The sequence below is a fragment of the Novosphingobium piscinae genome (assembly GCF_014230355.1).
GTDB classification, from domain to species: domain Bacteria; phylum Pseudomonadota; class Alphaproteobacteria; order Sphingomonadales; family Sphingomonadaceae; genus Novosphingobium; species Novosphingobium piscinae.
On the sequence record NZ_JACLAX010000001.1, the window covers coordinates 467965 to 486067 of the forward strand.

The following is an 18103-nucleotide window of genomic DNA, read 5'->3' on the forward strand; positions in this document are numbered from 1 at the left end:
GGACTGTTAGCTGGCCGCGGCGCCAGGGAGCGCCGCCGGGGGCATGGCCGGCAGCAGGACTGGACCGCTGACCACCCGGCCGGGGGGCCGGGCAGAGTGTCACGCCGGACAGTTTGCGCGCGGGGAACCGCCCGGTGCCTGCGCCTCAGCCGCCGACCTGCGCGATCCAGTCGGCCAGGTTGTAGTACACCGCGACCCGCGCGATCGCCCCGTCCGCCACGGTGAAGAAGGCGCCCGCGGGCAGCACATAGCCCTGCCCCGTCGCCGGCGGCAGACCCTCGTCGGCGGCGAGATAGGTGCCGTGGACGGTGAATTCGGCGGCGGCGCGGGTGCCGTCGTCGCTGGCCATCACCACGATGTCGGCCAGCTGCTCGCGGTAGCAGCGGTCCATATGGACCAGGAACGCGCGGAACGCGTCCTTGCCGACCTGCCGGCCGCCCTGGTTGACGTCATGCGCGACATCCTCGGCCAGACAGGCGAGCATGCCGGCGTGGTCTCCGGCATTGAAGGCCGCGTAATAGCGCCCGATCAGCGCCAGCGTTTCGTCCCGGGGCGTGGTCATACGCTCAGCCTTTCCGCGTGCCAGCCAACATGCTGGGCCATGAAGCTGGAGATGAAGTAGTAGGAATGATCGTAGCCCGGCTGCATCCGAATGGTCGCCGGTTGTCCGGCCGCGGCGCAGGCCTCGGCCAGCAGGTGGGTCTTGAGCTGGCTGTCGAGAAAGCTGTCGGCCTCGCCCTGGTCGACCAGCAGGGCGGGCAGGCGCCCCCCTCCGGCGATCAGCGCGCAGGCGTCGTACTCCGCCCAGACCGCACGGTCCGGCCCGAGATAGCCGCCCAGCGCCTTCTCGCCCCACGGGCAGGACAGCGGGCTGACGATCGGCGCGAAGGCGCTGACCGAGCGGAACCGGGCGGGATTGCGCAGCGCGATGGTCAGCGCGCCGTGACCACCCATCGAATGGCCGGTGATCCCCTGGCGCGCCATGTCGACCGGGAAGTGCTCGCCGACCAGCGCGGGCAGCTCGGTCTCGATGTAGGACCGCATGCGGAAGTGCGTCGACCACGGGGCCTCGGTCGCGTCGACGTAGAACCCCGCGCCCTTGCCGAAGTCATAGCCCTCGTCATCGGGGACCGCCTCGCCGCGCGGGCTGGTGTCCGGCGCGACGAGGACGATCCCGTGTTCGGCGCAGGCGGCGCGGTATTCGCCCTTCTCGGTGACGTTGGCGTGAGTGCAGGTCAGCCCGGACAGGTACCACAGCACCGGCAGCCTCGCCCCCGGCGCATGGTCGGGCACGAAGACCGAGAAGGTCATCGGCGTGCCGGTCGCTTCGCTCTGGTGGGTGTAGACACCCTGCGTGCCGCCGTGGCTGCGATTGGCTGAAACCTGTTCCAAAAGCCTGTCCTATCTAGATCGCGTCCCCCAGGACCCGTTCGCCTCGAGCGAAGTCGAGAGGCCGCGCGCAGCGTGTCTCGACTTCGCTCGACACGAACGGGTATGGGGAGGTGTGTGGTCGAGGGGCTATGGCCAGCCTCAGAACACCACGACCGAACGGATGCTCTGGCCCGCGTGCATCAGGTCGAAGGCGGTGTTGATCTCCTCCAGCCCCATGACGTGGGTGATCATCGGGTCGATCTGGATCTTGCCGGTCATGTACATGTCGACGATCTTGGGCACGTCGGTGCGGCCCTTGGCTCCGCCGAAGGCGGTACCGCGCCAGTTGCGCCCGGTCACCAGCTGGAACGGGCGGGTGCTGATCTCCTTGCCTGCCTCGGCCACGCCGATGATGATGGAGGTGCCCCAGCCGCGGTGGCAGGCCTCGAGCGCGGTGCGCATCACCTCGGTGTTGCCGGTGGCGTCGAAGGTGTAGTCGGCCCCGCCGTCGGTCATCAGCACGATCTTCGCCACGACCTCCTCGCGGCTCATGCCCTTGGAGTTGAGGAACTCGGTCATGCCGAACTTGCGGCCCCACTCCTCGCGGTCGGGGTTGATGTCGACCCCGATGATCTTGCCCGCACCGGCCAGCCGCGCCCCCTGGATCACGTTGAGTCCGATCCCGCCAAGGCCGAAGACCACCACGGTGTCGCCCACCTGGACCTTGGCGGTGTTGATCACAGCGCCCACCCCGGTGGTCACGCCGCAGCCGATGTAGCAGCTGGTCTGGAACGGTGCGTCCTCGCGAATCTTCGCGACCGCGATCTCGGGCAGGACCGTGAAGTTGCTGAAGGTGCTGCAACCCATGTAGTGGAACACCGGCTGGCCCTTGTAGGAGAACCGGCTGGTCCCGTCGGGCATCAACCCTTGGCCCTGGGTGGCGCGGATCGCGGTGCACAGGTTGGTCTTGCCCGACAGGCACGACTTACATTGCCGGCATTCCGGGGTGTAGAGCGGGATCACGTGATCGCCCGGCTGCACAGAGGTCACCCCCGCGCCGACCTCGCGCACGATCCCGGCACCCTCGTGGCCCAGCACCGAGGGGAAGATCCCCTCGCTGTCGAACCCGTCGAGCGTATAGGCATCGGTGTGGCACACCCCGGTTGCCATGATCTCGACCAGCACCTCGCCCGCCTTGGGCCCCTCGAGGTCAAGCTCGACGATCTCGAGCGGTTGCTTGGCGGCAAAGGCAACGGCGGCGCGGGTCTTCATGGGCGGTGGACTCCAGACGGAAAAAGGGGGGTGGGGAACCGGACTGGGCTATTGCCCGGTGAACACGGCCGGCTCACGCGCAAGGAACGCGTGGATTGCGCCCTGCGCGTCCTGCGTGCGCAGCAGATCGCCCATCGAACGGGCCTCGGCGTCGAGCTGATCGGACAGGCCGGCGGTCTGGCCCGCGGACAGCAGGCGCTTGATCCCGCCGAAGGCGCGGGTCGGCCCGGCGGCCAGCTGGCGCGCCACGGCGAGCGCCTCGGCCTCGACCGCCTCGTCGGCGACGACCCGGCTGACAAGCCCGTGGGCCAGCGCCTCGGCCGCGCTGAGGCGGCGGTTCAGCAGCGCCATCTCCTGGGTCAGGCGCAGGCCGATCACCCGCGGCAACAGCCAGGTGGCACCGCCGTCGCTGGTCAACCCGATCGCCGAATAGGCCATGGTGAAGCTGGCCCCCTCGCCGGCGATGACGATATCGCCCGCCGCGGCCAGGCCCAGCCCGGCCCCGGCTGCCGCGCCCTGCACGCCCACCACCAGCGGCGCATCGCAGGCGGCCAGCGCCTTGATCCCGTCATGCAGCCGCGTGGCGAGCGCCTCGATCGCCGCGGCGGGATCGGCCTCGCTGTGGATCGCGCGCAGGTCGCCCCCGACGCTGAAGTGCTTGCCCTCCGCGGTCAGCAGCACGGCACGCACCGCCGGATCGGCGGCGGCGGTCTCGCAGGCGGTGGCCAGGGCATCGATGAACGGCGCGCTCATCGCGTTATGCGCCTCGACCCGCGCCAGGACGATCCGGGCAAGCCCCTGTTCGATCGTCAGCCTGACCAGTTCTCCCATGCTTCGCCCTTCCTTTTCGCGCAGACCGTGCTGCCCTGCGCCATAGACCAGCGATCGCCGCCGCGTCGAGGCATCTGCTGCACCGGCCCCCAACTGGGCACAGCCGGCGCTCGACGCTGCCCGACGGGATCGCTAGGCTGGCCGCGCCGAACCCCGCCAGCGCGCGGCGCGGTGCCCACTCCAGTCCGCCGGAGCCAATCGATGACCACCCCAGACCTGCCGGCTTCCGGCCTGCCCGCGGTACCAGCCTTCGACCTGTCGGGCCGGGTTGCCCTGCTGACCGGCGCCTCCTCGGGGATCGGCGCGCACTGGGCCCGACTGCTCGCCGCGGCCGGGGCGCGGGTGGTGCTCTGTGCCCGCCGCGCCGAGGCGCTCGACGGGCTGGTCGGCACGATCGCCGCGGCCGGCGGCGAGGCCTTGGCCGTGGCTACCGACGTGGCCGACGAGACCGCCGTGGTCGCCGCCTACGAGGCCGCCGAGGCGCGCTTCGGCCCGGTCGACACGATCATCGCCAATGCCGGGATCTCCGGCGCGGGGCGCGCCGAGCAGCAGCCGCTCGACCAGTTCGACGCCACCGTGGCGATCAACCTGCGCGGCGCCTTCCTCACCGTGCGCGAGGGCGCGCGGCGGCTGATCGCCGGGGGCAGCGCGCAGCACCAGCGCGGCCGGGTGGTGATCACCGCCTCGCTGGCCGCCTTCGCGGTCGAGCCGGGGCTCGCCGCCTACAGCGCGACCAAGGCCGCGGTGGTGCAGATGGGCAAGGTGATGGCGCGCGACTGGGCGCGCCAGGGGATCAACGTCAACATGCTCTGCCCCGGCTACATCCGCACCGGGATCAACGACACCTGGTTCGACAGCGAGGCCGGGGCGCGGCACATCGCCGGGTTCCACCGCCAGCGGCTGCTGCAGCTGACCGACCTCGACGTGCCGCTGCTGTGGCTGGCCTCCGACCTGTCGCGCGGGGTCACCGGCACGGCGCTGGTGGTCGACGACGGCCAGGGCCTCTAGCGACGGGAGGAGCCTGGCCATGGCCCAGGAGACACGGGCAACCCGGGCGCTGCGCGGGGCGGGCGTGGCCTTCACGGTTCATGCCTATGCCTATGACCCGGCGGCGGACAGCATCGGTCTTGCCGCCGCCGCGGCGCTGGGAGTCGAGCCCGGCCGGGTGTTCAAGACGCTGATGGTCCTGGCCGACGGCAAGCCCGCCTGCGTGCTCGCGCCGAGCGACGGGGAGGTGGCGCTCAAGCGGGTGGCCGCCGCGCTCGGCGCCAAGAGCGCGGCGATGATGCCGCCGGCCGAGGCCGAGCGGATCTCGGGCTACAAGATCGGCGGGATCAGCCCGTTCGGCCAGACCCGTCGCCTGCCCGCGGTGATCGACGCGAGCGCCGCGGGCTGGGACGCGATCTTCCTCAACGGCGGGCAGCGCGGGCTGCAGGTGCGGCTGGCACCCGCGGCGGCGCAGGCGCTGCTCGCGGCGCGCACCGCGCCGGTCAGCACCCGCGCCTAGACCCTGTTTCCATTCCGCTGCAGCGGCCGCGGCCGCGGCGCCAGCCCTCAGGCCAGCAGCTGCTCGACCGGCACGTGGGCATAGCCGAGGTCGCGGGCGACCGCGGCGTAGGTGACCTGGCCCTCGTGGACGTTGAGCCCGGCGGCGAGGTGCGGATTGGCGCGCAGCGCCTCGCGCCAGCCAAGGTCGGCGATGCGCAGGGCGTGGGGCAGGGTGACGTTGTTCAGCGCATAGGTGCTGGTCCGCGCGACCGCGCCGGGCATGTTGGCCACGCAGTAGTGCACGATCCCGTCGACCACATAGGTCGGCTCGGCATGGGTGGTCGCGCGGCTGGTCTCGAAGCAGCCACCCTGGTCGATCGCCACGTCGACCAGCACGGCGCCGGGCTTCATCGTCGCCAGCATGGCGCGGCTGACCAGCTTGGGCGCGGCGGCGCCGGGGACCAGCACCGCACCGATCACCAGATCGGCCTCGGCCACCTCGGCGGCCAGCGCGGCGCGGCCCGAATAGAGCGTGCGGGCGCGGCCCTCGAAGTGGCTGTCGAGCCGCTCGAGCACCGCCGGATCGCGATCGAGGATCGTCACGTCGGCGCCGAGCCCGACCGCCATCTGCGCGGCGTTGAACCCGACCACGCCGCCGCCGATCACCACGACCTTGGCCGGCAGCACGCCGGGCACGCCGCCGAGCAGCACGCCGCGTCCGCCGTGGGCCTTCTCCAGCGCGGTGGCGCCGGCCTGGATCGACATGCGGCCAGCGACCTGGCTCATCGGCTTGAGCAGCGGCAGCGAGTTGTCCGGGGCGGTGACGGTCTCGTAGGCAATGGCGGTGACCCCCGACTTGACGAGATCGGCGGTCTGCTCCGGATCGGGAGCGAGGTGGAGATAGGTGTAGAGGATCTGGCCACGGCGCAGCTGGGCGCGCTCGACCGGCTGCGGCTCCTTGACCTTCACCACCATCTCGCAGGCGGCGAAGATCTCGGCGGCGGTCGGCTTGAGCACCGCGCCCGCGGCGGCATAGTCGGCATCGCTCGCGCCGATGCCGTTGCCGGCGCCGGTCTCGACCCAGACCTCGTGGCCATGGGCGACCAGCTCGCGCGCGCTCTCGGGGGTCAGCCCGACGCGATACTCGTGGTTCTTGATTTCCTTGACGGTGCCGACACGCATGAGGTCACTCCCGAAGTCTGGTTGCTGCATGGAGGATAAGGCCGGCGACTTGGACAATCCTGCCAGACTTGGTGGAACCTTCGGCTAATTGTGGTAGTCTATCCCGTGTATGACATTTATCGCGGAAATTTCTCCCATGGACCAGATCGACCGTTCCCTGCTCCGCGCGCTCCAGCACGATTCGTCGCGCTCGCTGGCCGAACTGGCCGAGCAGGTCGGCGCCTCGACCTCGGCGTGCCACCGCCGGATCCGCTCGCTCGAGGCCGCCGGACTGATCACCGGCTATTCGGCCGTGCTCGATCCGCGCCGGCTGGGGCTGACGCTGCAGGTCTTCGTCGAGATCACCCTGACCAGCCAGAGCCGCGAGGCCATGGACCAGTTCGAGCGCGCGGTCGGCGATTTCGACGACATCCTCGAATGCCACCTGATGTCGGGCAGCGCCGACTATATTCTGCGCATCGCGGCGCACGATCTTGAACAGTTTGACCGGATCCACCGCGAATGCCTGGCGCGGCTGCCGGGGGTCAGCGCGATGCGGTCAAGCTTCGCGATCCGCACGATCAAGCCGTGGCGCGGCTATCCGACGCGTTAGGGTCGCTTGCCCTGGCGCGGTAGCGGCGCAAAGCCCATCTTCACGTGGCCACAGCAGATCTTGCTAAACTCTACCAATAGAGTTGAGTTAAAGCGCCGGCGTCGGGACGTAGGCCGAGTCGACCGACCGCTTCCCGTGCTGGATCCCCGCCATGATCGCTCCGCCCCTCCCCCCGGCCCCGCTCCCTTTCCCGCCAAAACCCCCGCACGAGCCGCTGGTGCTGCTCGTCCCCGGGCTCGACAACAGCGGACCCGGGCACTGGCAGACGCTGTGGGAACAACAGCACGCCGAGTGCCGACGGGTCGAGCTGGGGTTGTGGGATCGGCCGCACCGCAACACCTGGGTCAACCAGCTCAACCTCGCGATCCGCGCGGCCGAGCGGCCGGTGATCCTGGTTGCCCATTCGCTCGGCTGTCTGGCGGTCGCCTGGTGGGCGCAGCTCGAGCAGCCAGGGCCGGAGGGACCGGTCCGCGGCGCGCTGCTGGTGGCCCCGCCCGAGGTCGACGTGAACCCGCGCGATCCACGGATCGCCGCCTTCGCCCCCACCCCGGACGAACACCTGCCGTTTCCGGCGATCCTCGTCGGCAGCCACGACGACCCCTATCTTCCGCTGGCCGGCGCGCGGCGGCTGGCGCGGCGCTGGGGCTGCCGGTTCGCCGACGCCGGCGCCGTGGGCCATATCAACGCCGCCTCCGGGCTGGGGGACTGGCCGTTCGGCCGGTTCCTGCTGGGCCAGTTGGCCGGTACCGCCGCGCCGGACCGGCCCGCGGCACGCGCAGCACCGCCCGCGTCCCGCCAGCGGCCCGGCCCGGCTCCACGCGACTGAGGCCCCTTGCCGCGCCGCCTTGCGCGGCGCCGGGGCAAGGCTATGCTGGCCGCTGTCCTCCCATAGCTGCCGAGTGTGCCGTGTCCCTGCTGCGTCGTTGCCTGATCCCTGCCCTGCTGCCTGCCCTGCTTGTCGCGCGCCCGCTCCATGCGATCGAATCGATCGAGGCCTGGAGCGACGAGGCCGAACCCACCCCCGGCCCGGCCCCGGCGGCCGCCACCGCCCCGCGCGCCGAGGCCGAGCTGCCGCTCGATCCGCGCTTCGCCCCCGAGCGCTTCCGCGCCGACGTGGCCTTCCTGGCGGATGATCTGCTCGAGGGCCGCGACATCGGCTCGCGCGGGCACGAGATCGCGGCGCGCTTCGTCGCCCAGCGCTTCGCTGCGCTCGGGCTCGAGCCGCTGGGCGATCGTGATGCGGCCGGGCAGCGCGGCTGGCTGCAGCGCATCACCTTCCAGAAGACCAGCTACACGCAGGACCCGGCCGGTTTCGAGATCACCGGGCCGGCCGGGACGCGCCGGTTCGCCCATGGCCAGGAGGTGATCATCGCTGCCAGCGCCAATGCCCCCGAGCTCGACCTGACCGCGCCACTGGTCTTCGCCGGCTATGGCATCGACGATCCGCGCGTGGGCATCAACGACTATGCCCGGCTCGACGTGAAGGGGAAGATCGTGGTGGTGCTGCGCGGCTATCCCACCGGCATGCCGAGCGAGGTCGGCGCCAACCTTTCGGCGACCAAGGCCCAGATGGCCGAGCGCCACGGCGCGATCGGCGTCATCACCCTGGCCACCAACGCCTCGCTCAAGGTGCGGCCGTGGGAGCGGCTGATCCGCACCGCCTCCACCCCCAGCTATGCCTGGGTCGGGCCCGATGGCCGCGCCAACGAGGCGGCGCCGGGCATCCGCCTCGCCGGGGCGGTCAACGACGAGGCGGCCGCCGCGCTGCTCGCCGGCGCCCCGCGCAGCCTGGCCCAGATCCGCGCCGAGGCCGACAAGCCCGGGGCACGTCCGCGCGGCTTCGCGCTGCGCACCACGCTGCGCGGCTTCGTCCACAGCCGGTCCGAGCGGATCACCAGCACCAATGTGGTGGCCCTGCTGCCGGGCGGCGATCCGGCGCTGCGCGGCGAGCACGTCGTGCTGTCGGCCCATCTCGACCACCTCGGCATCACGCCGCCGCGCCCCGGCGCCAGCCCGGGAGCCGATACGATCAACAACGGGGCGATGGACAATGCCGCCGGCGTCGCCACGACCCTCGCCGTCGCCCAGGCCATGGCCACCGAACCGGCGCCGCGGCGCTCGGTCCTGTTCGTGGTCACCACTGGCGAGGAGCGCGGCCTGCTGGGGGCGGACTATTTCGCCACGCACCCGACCGTGCCCGCGGCCAGCATCGTCGGCAACGTCGATCTCGACATGCCGGTGCTGCTCTATCCCTTTACCGACGTGATCGCCTTCGGGGCCGACCATTCGACCCTCGGGCCGATCGTGGCCGATGCCGTCCGCCCGATGCAGCTGACCCTCAGCCCCGATCCCATGCCGGCCGAAACGCTGTTCGTGCGCTCCGACCACTACCGCTTCGTGCGCAAGGGGGTGCCCGCGGTGTTCCTCGCCACCGGTTTCGCCAATGGCGGCGCCAAGGCCTTCGGCGATTTCCTCGCCAAGGACTATCACCAGCCGAGCGACGATCTGGGGCTGGCCTGGAACTGGCGCGCGGGGGCCCGCTTTGCCGAAGCCAACTGGCGCATCACCCGGGCCATGGCCAACCGCGATGCCCCGCCGCTGTGGTATCAGGGCGACTATTTCGGCGACACTTTCGCGCCGGGCGCACCCAAGGCGCCGCGGCCCTGAACTCGGCCCCGGCTCCGTTACCCTGAAACAGGCGCGGCGCCGGGCATGCCCAGCCCGGCCAGGGCCAGGGCCAGTTCGGACTGGCGGGCAAAGCCGGTCTTGGCGAAAACCGCCTTGAGGTGGGCGCGCGCGGTATTGGCCTGGATCCCCAGCGCCACTGCGGCCTGCGGGGCGGAGAATCCCTCGGCCACCAGCCGGGCCAGGCGCGCCTCGGCCGGGGTGAGGTCGAACAGCAGGCGCAGCAGGTCGGCCGCAGGCAGGCTGCGGTTCCGCGGATCGGCCAGCAGCATCACCACCCCGTCGGAATCGCAGACCTCGCGGGCGGCTCCGACCACCGGCAGCAGGTGGATCACGAAAGCCTCGGCCGGATCGGGCGCGGTGACGGCGATCGACTGGATCTGGCGCCGGCCGGTGCGGAACGGCGCCAGCGCACGGTCGACCTTGCCCTGCAGGAACGGATCGACGAAGCGCAGGACGCCGCGGTGGTCGGCCATGCGATCGGCCATGCGGTCGAGGAAGGCGGCATTGGCGGACTTGAGCCGGCCCGCAGGGGTGATCACCGCCGCGGCGATGCCGGCCAGGGCCAGACTGTCGACCACGATCTGCGAGCGTGCCGTGACCAGCGCGCTGAGACTGAGCGCGCGGGCCAGATGCGGCCGCAACTGGTCCATCCACGGCACCGCGGCCCGGGCCGCATCGTGCGAAGCGAAGCCCTGGACCGCGATCTGGACCACGGTGTCTCCCGCCCCCTGGATCACGGTGGCCATGCGCGCGCTCAGCCCGCGCGGCAGGAAGAACTCGCGATGGACCGGCAACGCCGCGATCTCGGCTTCCGAGCGATAGTCGGTCTCGGTGCGGAAGCCCGGCCACTGTTCGGCGACATAGGGGGCGGACAGCGCCGGGTCGCGCGGCCAGCCCGCGGCGATGTAATCCTCGACCTGCTGCTGCGAGCGGTGCGAGGCCTGCCATTCAACCCGCTCGGGCGACTTGCTGAGATAGAGACAGCCGCGCGCGCCGACATGGTCAGCCACGTCCTGCAGTACCGCAGGCCACCGGTCGGGCAGGACCGCAGCCTCGTAGATCTGTTCGATGAGCTTCGGCGCCTTCATGGCTGCGACCTGTTCCTCTCCGCTCGGCGCAGATGCTAGTTCACCCGGACGGTCCGCGTCAATTTCGCGGAGGCGATCCCCTCGCCCGCGCGGCGCTGCCATGGGGCGAGCCGATTCCGCCGGCGGGGCCGTCGCGGCACCGGCCGCGTCTTGCCCATTTGGGTAATGCCGCTTCCTGGCGAGCGATCTAGTCTTGGCCCGGACCGGCGACCTGCCGACGGAGGGTTTCCCATCGAACGGCCGACCCGTTCGACCCCCTTTCCGTCCGGCCGGGTTTCGCCCAGGTCTCGGGGCCACAGGCGCCGCAGGCTGCCGGAAGCACGACCCGGTTCCGGCTGTCGCGGTCCTGCCGCTCAGGCACCGCGTTTCGCCGGCCGGGGATCCCGGCCGGCGGAATGTCGGGCAGCCTGCCGCCAGGATCACCGCCCTGGCAGCAACGCGCCGGGTTGACCTGGAGCCACGGCGGCGGGGTTCAGCTCCGGGTGTCCCACCAGGCGGCCATGAACGCGCGCAGCTCGGTGCCGACCAACTCGACCACCGGCGCGCCCTCGCGTGCGAGATAGGCCATGCTGCCATAGCCGCGCTCGGGCGAGGCCCCGGCCACCAGCACCTCCCAGCCGAGCGTGCGCAGCCCCTCGACCGCGCGGGCCAGCTCGTCGACCCAGATCCCGAGATGCGACCGGCCGTACGCGCGCAGCTTGTCGTAGGGGGTGCCGGGCAGGCTCTCGACCAGTTCGAAGCGCAGCGGCGCATCCCGCGAATAGGCCACGCGCAGCCGCACCTCGCCGCGCTCGGCTTCGGGGGTCCAGACCGGCAGCGGGTCGAACGCGCGCACCTCGGTCCAGGCCGCCCCGGCACTTTCGCCCACCCGGGCCATGGCAGAGGCCAGATCGTCCACGATCAGCCCGTGATGAAAGATCTCGCCAAGCCATTCCATCGCGCGCACTCCCCGTTCCTCACCCGACCGCAGATCGCCGGGATAGCACTGTTAAATCTTGCCTTTTTTGCACGCTTGCAAGTCGGCGCCGCGGCATTTACAAGCATACATGACTGTTTTATTTTGACAACGAAAAGCCTTGCGCGGAAGAGGAATGCCATGCTGGATCTGGCGGCGGAGCGGGGACACGAGCGGGACCTGGCCCGCATGGACTGGGAGCGCGACCGCACCGCTCCGCCCGAAGGCTTTCCGGCCCTGCCGACCATCCCGGCGGCGCGTTACGTCGATCCCGCTTTCCTCTCGCTGGAACGCGAAGGGATGTGGGACAAGGCCTGGCTCTATGCCGGCCATACCGACCAGCTGCCCGAGCCCGGCTCTTGGTTCCTGACCCGCAACACCGGCACCCCGATCGTGGTCTGCCGCACGCTGGCGGGCGAGATCAAGGCGTTCTACAACACCTGCAAGCACCGCGGCGCGCCGCTGGTCAAGGAGGAGGCCGGCACCGCGCGCGGTTTCGTCTGCGGCTACCACGGGTGGAGCTACACGCTCGACGGCAAGCTCACCGCGGTGCGCGACCGGCGCGACTTTCCCGAGTTCGACATGGCCTGCCATTCGCTCTCGGCGGTGCGTTGCGAGCGGCTCGGGTCGCTGATCTTCCTCAACCGCGATCCCGACGCCCAGCCGCTGATCGAGCACATCGGGCCGATGGCGGCGCACCTCGAGGAGCTGCAGCTGGAGACGTTGCGTCTCGTCGACAGCCGCAGCTACGAGGTGGACTGCAACGTCAAGGTCCTGCTCGACGCGTTCCTCGAGGTCTATCACCTCAAGTCGATCCACGAGAACACGGTCGACCGCTTCCTCGATCACCGCGCGATGATCGTCACGCTCTGGCCCAACGGGCACAGCCGCATGGTCACGCCCAACCGCCGGCCCGACTGGGTCGATCCGGGGACCAAGGGCATGCCCGAGATCCCGACCGTCTCGGCGTTCACCGCCACCAACAACATCTCCTACCACATCTACCCCAACTTCGTGATGCCGCCGGCCCCGACCGGCATCCCGCTGCTGCAGTTCTGGCCGCTTGGCACCCGCCGCACCCGCGTGGTCTCGAGCTGGGTCGCGCCCGACCACGATCCGGCCAACCCGCACCCCTTGTGGGAGACCCGCATCAAGAACTGGGAGCGGATCCTCTACGAGGACCTGCAGTTCGCCCCGCAGATCCAGGAATCGGTCGAGGGCCCGGGCTTCGCCGGGATGTCGCTGAACTATCAGGAGCGGCGCATCTACCACTGGCACGAGGAACTCGACCGCCGCATCGGCATCGAGCGCGTGCCCGAGGCGGCGCGGGTCGCGCCGGTGCTGGCCCCCTTCGTCGCGCACGACTGAGCCGATGAGCCTGCTGGGCGGCAAGGTCGCGGTGGTGATCGGCGCCGCCAACCGCGACAACATGGGGCAGGTGATCGCCCGCCGCCTCGCCCGCGAGGGCGCCGCGGTGGTCGTCGCCGGGCGGACGCCGGACGCGCTCGAGGCGCTCGCCGCCGAGCTCGGCGGGCTGGCGGTGAGCCACTGCGACATCACCAGCGAGGCCGACCTCGCCCGGCTGGCCCAGGCCGCGACCGACCGGTTCGGCGGACTCGACATCGCTGTCAATGCCACCGGCTGGGGCCTGCTCAAGCCGTTCCTCGAGACCACCCGCGCCGAGATCGAGCAGATGGTCGCGCTGCAGCTGACCGGGGCCATGCTGTTCTACCAGGCCATGCTGCGGGCCATGCGCGATGGCGGATCGCTGATCCAGATCTCCTCGGCCACGGCCTCGATCATGCTGGAGGACCACGCCGCCTACATGGGCACCAAGGCCGGCGCCGATCACATCATCCGCTGCGTCGCGAATGAATTCGGCCGCCGCGGGATCCGCGCCAATTCGGTGGCGCCGGGCTTCACCGTCACTCCGATGACCGGCCAGGCCAGCACCGTGCCCGGGCTGGTCGGGGCCTTCGCCCGCGAATACCCGCTCGGCCGGGTCGGCACCAGCGAGGACGTGGCCGAGGCCGTGGCCTGGCTGGCGAGCGATGCCTGCTTCGTCACCGGGCAGGTGCTGCAGGTCAACGGCGGCTTGACCCTGCGGCGCAATCCCACCAATGCCGAGATCGCCGCCGCGGTCCGGGCGGCGCGCCAGGCAGCCGCAACCCCGTGAACCCCTTCCCCGACGATCCGGCGCGCGAGGCCGCCGAACTGCTCGCCCTCGTCTCCACCGGCCCCGACCGGTTCCGCGCCGATCCGCGGCCGAGCGGCCTGCTGCGGCTCTATGGCGGGCAGATCGTGGCCCAGGCCCTGGCCGCGCTGCGCGCCACCGTGCCGGAGGACAAGCAGGCGCATGCGCTGCACCTGTTCTACCAGCAGCCCGGGCTGATCGACCGCCCGCTCGACTTCGCGGTGGCGCGCGACAGCGACGGGCGCAGCTTCGCCCGGCGACGGGTGAGCGTGACCCAGGACGGCGCCCCGATCGCCCACGCCATGGCCTCGTTCCAGACCCCCGAGCCGGGCGGCCTGCACCAGGACGCGATGCCCGCGGTGCCCGGCCCCGAGACGCTGCCACCGCTGTCTGCGCTGTTCGCCGCCCAGGCGGCCAGCCTGCCCGCGCGCCACCGGCCGTTCTGGTGCCGCCCCCAGCTGATCGACTGGCGCCCGGTCGAGCCCTTCCCGTTCGGCCCGATCGCCCCGCTGCCGGCGCGGCGCCACTTCTGGCTGCGCGCCCGCGTGCCGGTGGCCCCGGAGGAGTTCGTCCACCAGGCGTTGCTGGCCTATGCCAGCGATACCCACATCATCCAGGGCGGACTGCGCCCGCTCGGGATCGCCTGGGCGGACGATCATCTGCAGACCTCGAGCCTCGACCACACCATCTGGTTCCACCAGCCGGCGCGGATCGACGACTGGCTGCTCTACGTGCTCGACTGCCCCGCCGCCTCGCAGTCGCGGGTGCTCGGCAGCGGCGCGATCTATCGCCGCGACGGGGCGCTGGTCGCGACGGTGATGCAGCAGGGCCTGGCGCGGGTGCTCGACTCGCCGCGCGAAGGAAAGATCTGATGGCTGCAACCGACCTCTCGCCGCTCGACACGCCGTGGCGCTGCTTCGAGGATCTGGCCGTGGGCGAGCGGCGGCAGTCGGCCTCACGCACCGTGACCGAGGACGAGATCGTCGCCTTCGCCCGCGCCTATGATCCGCAGTGGTTCCATGCCGATCCCGAGGCGGCCCGCGGTTCGGTGTTCGGCCAGGTGGTGGCCAGCGGGATCCACGTGCTCGCGCTGTGGCGCCAGCTCGATCACACGATCAACAGCGACATCGACTTCGTCGCCGGGGTCGGCTTCGACACGCTGCGGCTCAAGCGCGCGGTGCGCGCCGGCGATACCATCCATGTCACCAGCGAGATCGTCAGCCTAGAGCCCTCGCGCAGCGGCAAGCCGCGCGGCACCGCGGTGACGCGCTATGCCGTGGTGCTGGACGACGGCACCGAATGCGTCAGCTTCGAGAGCATCAATCTGGTCTACACCCGAGCCGGGCGCGAGCGGGGCTGAGCGGCGCGGAGGGATTCTTCGCCGCCGGAATGACGGGGCTGCCGCTCATGGTCTGACCAACCCCAAACCCCGCGTCATGCCAGCGCAGGCTGGCATCTTGCGCGGCGAGGCGAGAGATCCCAGCCTGCGCTGGGATGACGGGTACTGAGCGTGTCCGGACTGTCGCCCCAAGGCAAACGCATCTTGCGTCCGCCCTGATCACTCCCTCGTCGTCCCGGGCTTGTCCCGGGACCCGGCTTGCTTGTTCACACCGCTGTCGGAGAGGGCAACTGGGCCCCGGATCCAGTCCGCGGCTACGATGGGAATGAGGCACAAAGTCGCATGATGGACGGGGCTGCCGCTCATGGTCTGATCAACCCCAAACCCCGCGTCATGCCAGCGCAGGCTGACATCTTGCGCGGCGAGGCGAGAGATCCCAGCCTGCGCCGGGATGACGGGGATCGGGCGCAGGCGGCCCCCAGCTTGCGGCTGGACCCCTAGCCGTTGAGCGCGGCCGCCAGTCGATCCGCTTCGGCATAGGCGCGGTCCATCGCCGCCTCGACCTCGGCGGGGCTGCCGTAGGTTGGCCGCACCTGCACCTCATGAACGTCGGTGATCCCGATGAAGCCCAGCCAGGCGCGCATGTAGGCGGTCTGGAAATCCAGCTCCGCGCCCGGCTGGCCGGGGCGGATGTCGAGCGCGCCCGAGCAGACCAGGATCGCCTGGCGCCCGGCGGCAAGCCCGGTCACCCCGGCGGCGTCAACCGTAAAGGCCAAGCCAGGCTGGGTAAGCACGTCGATGTATTGCTTGAGCCGCCAGGGCACCCCGAAGTTCCACATCGGCACGCTGAACACGATCCGATCGAACGACAGGAAATGCGCGACCGCCGCGCGGATTCCGTCCCAGGCCGCGAGCACCGCAGGATCGACCGCGCGCCCCTCGATCAGATCGTAGCGGCCTTCGATCGCGGCCCCGTCGAACGCTGGCAGCGCGGTGGCAGCCAGGTCGAGCGTCTCGACCTCGGCCGCGCCCAGCGCGGCGATCAGGCGGCGGGCGACCTTGTCCGAGCGCGAGCGTTCGCCGCGCGGGCTGGCCGAGACGTGCAACAGTCGGCTCATTCTCCGTGCCCTTCCCGCTCAGCGCCGCTGGTCGAAGCGGCGGCCGAGCATGGCTCCGGCGATGTTGGTCTTCTGGATGTCGATCGCCCCGCCGGCGATGCCCCAGCCCCACGAATCGCGCAGCCGGCGCTCCATCGGGAAGTCCTTGGAATAGCCATAGGCGCCCATCAGCTGCATCGCGTCGCCGGTCACCTCGCGGGCGATGGTGTTGGCGAAACACTTGCCGGTCGAGCTGTGCAGCACCGAGGGCAGCCCGTCCTGCGCCAGCGCGGCGGCGCGCCAGATCAGCAGGCGGGCGGCCTCGACCTTCATGTGCATCTCGGCCAGCTTGAGCTGGACCGCCTGGAACTCGACGATCGGCTTGCCGAACTGGCGGCGCTCCTGGACATAGGCCGAGACATCCTCGAGCGCGCCCGAGGCCTGGCCCAGCGCCATGGTCGCATTGCCGCAGCGCTCCAGGTCGAAGGCTTCCATCAGCTGCTTGAACCCGCCCGCCGGGACAATGATGTTGCTGGCCGGGATCTCGCAATCGTCGAAGTTGAGATCCGATGAGGGCACGCCGCGGAAGCCCATCAGCTGCTCGTTGGGGCCGAAGCTCAGGCCGGGGGCGTCCTTCTCGACCAGCACCGCGCCGATCCCCTTGGCGCCGGGGGCGTCGGACAGGCGGCAGTAGACCACATAGGCGTCGGCATGGCCGCCGCCCGAGCACCAGCGCTTGGTGCCGTTGAGCACCAGCGTGTCGCCGCGCAGCTCGCCGCGGGTCTTGAGATCGGTCAGGGCGCTCCCCGCGTCGGGTTCGGACATCGAGACGGCGACGACCATGTCCCCGGCGCAGACCGCCGGAACCACCCGCCGCTTGAGCGCGTCCGAGCCGAAGTGCTCGATCGCGCGCACCGGCCCGACCGAGCTCTCGAAGATCGGGAAGGCCACGGCCGAGGAAATCTTGGCGAACTCCTCGAGCACGACCAGCGCTTCGATATTGCCCAGCCCCAGCCCGCCGAGCTCGGCCGACACGTTGATCCCGAGGAAGCCCATCTCGGCATAGCGCTTGACCAGGGCATGGCTGGGCGGGGTGTTGTCGCGCTCGCACTCTGCCGCGATGGCCGGCAGTTCGGCGCGGGCAAAGGCGCGCGCGGCCTCCTGGAGCTGGCGCTGTTCGTCGGTCAGGTTGAAGTCCATGGGATCGTGCTCTCTGGTTGGAAGGGTCAGGCCAGCAGGGCCGGCTGCTCGATCAGGCGGGCCAGCGCGGCCATGAAGCGGCCGGCGTCGGCCCCGTCGATCGCGCGGTGATCGCAGCTCAGCGACAGGTGCAGGACGGGGACGATGCGCAGCGCGCCGTCATCGTCGATCGGCTCGGGGCGGGCCGTGCCCACGGCCAGGATCGCGCCCTGCGGCGGGTTGATGATCGCGTCGAACTGCTCGACCCCGAAGCCACCGAGGTTGGAGAGCGAGAAGCTGCCGCCGGTGAACTCCTCCGGGCGCAGCTTGCCGGCCCGCGCCTTCTGCGCCAGCTCGCGCATGGTCGCGGCGATGGCGGCCGGGGCATGCTCGTCGGCGGCGAAGACGATCGGCGTCACCAGCCCGCGGTCGGTGGCCACGGCCACGGCGATATCGGCCTGGTGGAACTGGTGGATCTCCGCACCGTGGACCTGGACGTTGACCGCCGGCACCTCGCGCAATGCCAGCGCGCAGGCGCGGATCAGGTAGTCGTTGACGCTCGGCCGCTCACCCGCCGTGGCGGCGCGCAGCGCCAGCAGGCGGTCGGCGCGCACCCGGCGGCGCACGTAGAAGTGCGGGATCTCCTGCTTGGCCTGGGTCAGCCGCCGCGCGATCGTGCGGCGCATGGCCGACATCGGCACGATCTCCGGCGCCCCCGCGGCACCGGACGGGGCCAGCGACGCCGCGACCGGCACCGCTGCGGCGGGCGCCGGCGCCGCATTGGCCACGGCCGCCAGCACGTCGGCGCGGCGCACCCGCCCGCGCGG

Annotated in this window: 19 protein-coding genes; 9 read left to right on the forward strand and 10 right to left on the reverse strand. The window is 71.1% G+C overall.

Annotation, left to right across the window (positions count from 1 at the left end; all coding sequences use genetic code 11):
• Window positions 1-145 precede the first annotated feature (145 nt).
• The 4 genes from H7F53_RS01975 to H7F53_RS01990 form a co-directional block, all read right to left on the reverse strand.
• Window positions 146-562 (reverse strand): ketosteroid isomerase-related protein, encoded by a 417-nt coding sequence (locus H7F53_RS01975; RefSeq protein WP_185677769.1) that lies wholly within the window; start codon window positions 560-562, stop codon window positions 146-148.
• Window positions 559-1392 (reverse strand): S-formylglutathione hydrolase, encoded by an 834-nt coding sequence (gene fghA / locus H7F53_RS01980; RefSeq protein WP_185677770.1) that lies wholly within the window; start codon window positions 1390-1392, stop codon window positions 559-561. Before fghA ends, H7F53_RS01975 begins: the two co-directional genes overlap by 4 nt.
• Before the next feature lie 138 nt (window positions 1393-1530).
• Window positions 1531-2643 (reverse strand): S-(hydroxymethyl)glutathione dehydrogenase/class III alcohol dehydrogenase, encoded by a 1113-nt coding sequence (locus H7F53_RS01985; protein WP_185677771.1) that lies wholly within the window; start codon window positions 2641-2643, stop codon window positions 1531-1533.
• Window positions 2644-2691: 48 nt separating this feature from the next.
• Window positions 2692-3474, reverse strand: a complete 783-nt coding sequence (locus H7F53_RS01990; RefSeq protein WP_185677772.1) for an enoyl-CoA hydratase/isomerase family protein — start codon at window positions 3472-3474, stop codon at window positions 2692-2694.
• A 201-nt stretch (window positions 3475-3675) separates the two neighbouring features.
• Here H7F53_RS01990 and H7F53_RS01995 point away from each other — a divergent pair, with 201 nt between their 5' ends.
• The gene (locus H7F53_RS01995; RefSeq protein ID WP_185677773.1) at window positions 3676-4482 is read left to right on the forward strand and encodes an SDR family NAD(P)-dependent oxidoreductase; all 807 of its coding nucleotides are present in this window, start codon (window positions 3676-3678) and stop codon (window positions 4480-4482) included.
• Between the two features lie 19 nt (window positions 4483-4501).
• Window positions 4502-4981, forward strand: coding sequence for a YbaK/EbsC family protein (locus H7F53_RS02000; RefSeq protein ID WP_185677774.1), 480 nt, complete (start codon window positions 4502-4504; stop codon window positions 4979-4981).
• A gap of 47 nt (window positions 4982-5028) precedes the next feature.
• On the opposite strand, the gene ald is transcribed toward H7F53_RS02000, so the two are convergent.
• Complete coding sequence (gene ald / locus H7F53_RS02005) at window positions 5029-6144, reverse strand: alanine dehydrogenase (protein ID WP_185677775.1); 1116 nt, start codon at window positions 6142-6144, stop codon at window positions 5029-5031.
• A 136-nt stretch (window positions 6145-6280) separates the two neighbouring features.
• Here ald and H7F53_RS02010 point away from each other — a divergent pair, with 136 nt between their 5' ends.
• From H7F53_RS02010 to H7F53_RS02020, 3 genes are all read left to right on the forward strand, one after another.
• Window positions 6281-6736 (forward strand): Lrp/AsnC family transcriptional regulator, encoded by a 456-nt coding sequence (locus H7F53_RS02010; protein ID WP_185677776.1) that lies wholly within the window; start codon window positions 6281-6283, stop codon window positions 6734-6736.
• A 151-nt stretch (window positions 6737-6887) separates the two neighbouring features.
• On the forward strand, window positions 6888-7562 hold the full coding sequence (locus H7F53_RS02015; RefSeq protein ID WP_185677777.1) for an RBBP9/YdeN family alpha/beta hydrolase: 675 nt from the start codon (window positions 6888-6890) through the stop codon (window positions 7560-7562).
• Between the two features lie 242 nt (window positions 7563-7804).
• The gene (locus tag H7F53_RS02020) at window positions 7805-9403 is read left to right on the forward strand and encodes a M28 family metallopeptidase (protein WP_379542760.1); all 1599 of its coding nucleotides are present in this window, start codon (window positions 7805-7807) and stop codon (window positions 9401-9403) included.
• Window positions 9404-9420: 17 nt separating this feature from the next.
• On the opposite strand, the gene H7F53_RS02025 is transcribed toward H7F53_RS02020, so the two are convergent.
• Both H7F53_RS02025 and H7F53_RS02030 read right to left on the reverse strand, forming a co-directional pair.
• Entirely contained in the window at window positions 9421-10512 is a 1092-nt protein-coding gene (locus H7F53_RS02025; protein WP_185677778.1) for a helix-turn-helix transcriptional regulator, read from the reverse strand.
• 472 nt (window positions 10513-10984) lie between these two features.
• A complete protein-coding gene (locus tag H7F53_RS02030) occupies window positions 10985-11449 on the reverse strand; it encodes a VOC family protein (RefSeq protein WP_185677779.1) in 465 nt (154 codons plus the stop codon).
• Window positions 11450-11608: 159 nt separating this feature from the next.
• On the opposite strand from H7F53_RS02030, the gene H7F53_RS02035 reads away from it, so the two are divergent.
• The 4 genes from H7F53_RS02035 to H7F53_RS02050 are packed head-to-tail and all read left to right on the forward strand — an operon-like array spanning window position 11609 to window position 15021.
• Entirely contained in the window at window positions 11609-12835 is a 1227-nt protein-coding gene (locus H7F53_RS02035; RefSeq protein WP_185677780.1) for an aromatic ring-hydroxylating oxygenase subunit alpha, read from the forward strand.
• Window positions 12836-12839: 4 nt separating this feature from the next.
• Entirely contained in the window at window positions 12840-13643 is an 804-nt protein-coding gene (locus H7F53_RS02040; protein ID WP_185677781.1) for an SDR family oxidoreductase, read from the forward strand.
• Complete coding sequence (locus H7F53_RS02045; RefSeq protein ID WP_185677782.1) at window positions 13640-14533, forward strand: acyl-CoA thioesterase domain-containing protein; 894 nt, start codon at window positions 13640-13642, stop codon at window positions 14531-14533. The genes H7F53_RS02040 and H7F53_RS02045 overlap by 4 nt, the downstream gene beginning before the upstream one ends.
• Complete coding sequence (locus tag H7F53_RS02050) at window positions 14533-15021, forward strand: MaoC/PaaZ C-terminal domain-containing protein (RefSeq protein ID WP_185677783.1); 489 nt, start codon at window positions 14533-14535, stop codon at window positions 15019-15021. Before H7F53_RS02045 ends, H7F53_RS02050 begins: the two co-directional genes overlap by 1 nt.
• A 476-nt stretch (window positions 15022-15497) precedes the next feature.
• Here the strand turns inward: H7F53_RS02050 and H7F53_RS02055 are convergent, their stop codons facing one another.
• The 3 genes from H7F53_RS02055 to H7F53_RS02065 all read right to left on the reverse strand — a co-directional run.
• A complete protein-coding gene (locus H7F53_RS02055) occupies window positions 15498-16118 on the reverse strand; it encodes an FMN-dependent NADH-azoreductase (protein ID WP_185677784.1) in 621 nt (206 codons plus the stop codon).
• 18 nt (window positions 16119-16136) lie between these two features.
• The gene (locus H7F53_RS02060) at window positions 16137-17297 is read right to left on the reverse strand and encodes an acyl-CoA dehydrogenase family protein (RefSeq protein WP_185677785.1); all 1161 of its coding nucleotides are present in this window, start codon (window positions 17295-17297) and stop codon (window positions 16137-16139) included.
• Between the two features lie 26 nt (window positions 17298-17323).
• Window positions 17324-18103: dihydrolipoamide acetyltransferase family protein (locus tag H7F53_RS02065; protein WP_246438400.1), on the reverse strand; the 780-nt coding region annotated here is incomplete at its 5' end.